We start from the raw sequence: 1,813 nt of genomic DNA, 5'->3' as shown, positions 1-1,813 counted from the left end.
GTCCGTCCGCGCGCGGGCAACGACGTCTACGACGAGGTCGGCCGCCGCCTGGGGATGACGCGCCGGCCCTTGAGCGCCCGCACCCACGCGGCACGCTCCCGCTCCCCGCAGCTGACCACCCGCGCTCCCGTCCCCCGGCCTGGTCCGCCGCTCTCCGGCATGCCGGGGCTGCCTCGCCCTGCGCAGAATCCCGCGCACCATCACTCCCGCTGAACCCGTGGAGCGTCGCCTATGCCCCCTGAACCCGCGCCGGCGGCAGGCCGGCGTGCGGTTTCTCCGCTCGACCACCGCATCGAAGCCGTCACCGGCCATGACGTCGACACACTGTGGGCCTTGTGCGACCGCGGTGTCCTCGACGAGCCGCACGCCCATCTGGTCGACCGGCACCGCGAGCTGGCCCAAGCGCAGACCAGCGTCACTTTCTACCTCAAGCTCCTCAACCGCCTCTCCAGCGGCGAGTTTCCCGTCGACACCGCCTGGTTCGAGCGCGTCGACCGTGCCGTGGGCCAGATGGAGGAGGCCGCCGGTGAACGTGACGCCGCCGCCCGCAAGGTGCTCGCGGCCCTGGAACCCATCGAGGCCGCCACAGCAGCACCGGTGCGCGGGGAAGGAACGCTCACGACCGAGGACCAGGCGGCACTGCTCGCTATCGCCGGGGGAGCCAAGCTGTATGAGCACCTGCTGACAGGCCGGCTGTCCGTGACCGTCGCCTCCGGCACCCGCATCCCCTATGCCGAGGTGCGGAAGCTGGAGGACGCCGGCCTGGTCGTTCGGGACACCGGCCACCCCTTGCACGCCGGCCAGCCGGCCGCTCTGACCGACGCCGGCCGTGCCGCCCTGTTCGCCGCCCGCCGGCCGCCCACCACCACGCACGTGCCGAAGCCCCCGGCGCGACCTGGGGCATGGCCGTCCGCCCCGGCACAGCGGCGCTGAATCCCACCGAAAGGCTCTTGTTGTCCACGACCGAACCGGCGCCTGGCCGGAAGTCCATCCCCGTCGTTGATTTCGACCTGGACGACTTCGACGCCGACGACGAGGTTCTCCTCGACTTCGATCGCAAGGTCGGCGTCGGCCGGGACATGCTCATGCCCCTCGCCGAGCACCACTCCGCCGACGGCGCGCACAGCTACTACGTGCTGTTCGACGGCTCGGTCACATGGGGAATTCCCGGTATGCCGCAGCTGATGGCCATGCACCTGCAACGGGACCGGGACGAGAAGACGTTCACCTTCGAGGAGGTACGACTGCCTCTGCCCTCGATGGCGCAGTCGTGGCTCATCCACCGTGGCTGCCCGCCCGAGTCCATCGCCCTCGACCCCGAGCTGAGGCCACCAGCAGCCGACGAGGCGACGCGCGCACTGGAACGCCGTCTCGCAAGCGACGGCGACCACTACGCCATGGGCTACTCCTACACCCGCGACGATCCGGACGACATGTTCACTGTCATGGCGCTGCGCGCTCTGGATGAGAGGGCCCCCAGCCCGTTCCGTGTCCTGGTCGAGGAGGTCGACACCGACGCGTGGACACACACTCTGCGCGAGGGCGGCTTCGCCACGGTCGAAAAGGCCCTTCAGTGGTGTGACGACCGGCTCACAGGCGAGGCCGGCCCCCTTCCGTCGGTCCGTCCGGCAGCGTCATTCACCCGCCCGGCTGCCCTGTCGAAGGCCCCCGCTCCACGCCCGCCCGGCCGCTCGCGCTGAATGGCGCGGCCGACCGGGGCGGCGAAACATAGCCGACGATCGCCGGTTAGCCAAACCGGCGATTCTCCGGACTCTTATATAGCCGCCGGGTCAAAGCCCGGTTCCTTTCCACG

At 70.5% G+C, this 1,813-nt stretch carries 2 protein-coding genes and 1 pseudogene; all 3 read left to right on the top strand.

Going from position 1 to position 1,813, the window contains the following annotated elements; genetic code table 11:
* Nucleotides 1–213 (top strand): annotated as a pseudogene (locus tag ABZ135_RS38720) (hypothetical protein); the annotation flags it as partial.
* 18 nt (nucleotides 214–231) lie between these two features.
* Complete coding sequence (locus ABZ135_RS38715) at nucleotides 232–933, top strand: hypothetical protein (RefSeq protein ID WP_356703107.1); 702 nt, start codon at nucleotides 232–234, stop codon at nucleotides 931–933.
* Entirely contained in the window at nucleotides 903–1,700 is a 798-nt protein-coding gene (locus ABZ135_RS38710) for a hypothetical protein (protein WP_356703105.1), read from the top strand. Before ABZ135_RS38715 ends, ABZ135_RS38710 begins: the two co-directional genes overlap by 31 nt.
* Nucleotides 1,701–1,813: the final 113 nt, after the last annotated feature.

Origin of the sequence: Streptomyces sp. NPDC006339, assembly GCF_040612775.1 — a bacterium.
GTDB lineage: Bacteria > Actinomycetota > Actinomycetes > Streptomycetales > Streptomycetaceae > Streptomyces.
The sequence above is the reverse complement of the archived record's forward strand: the minus strand, read 5'-3'. Positions and strand labels throughout refer to the sequence as shown.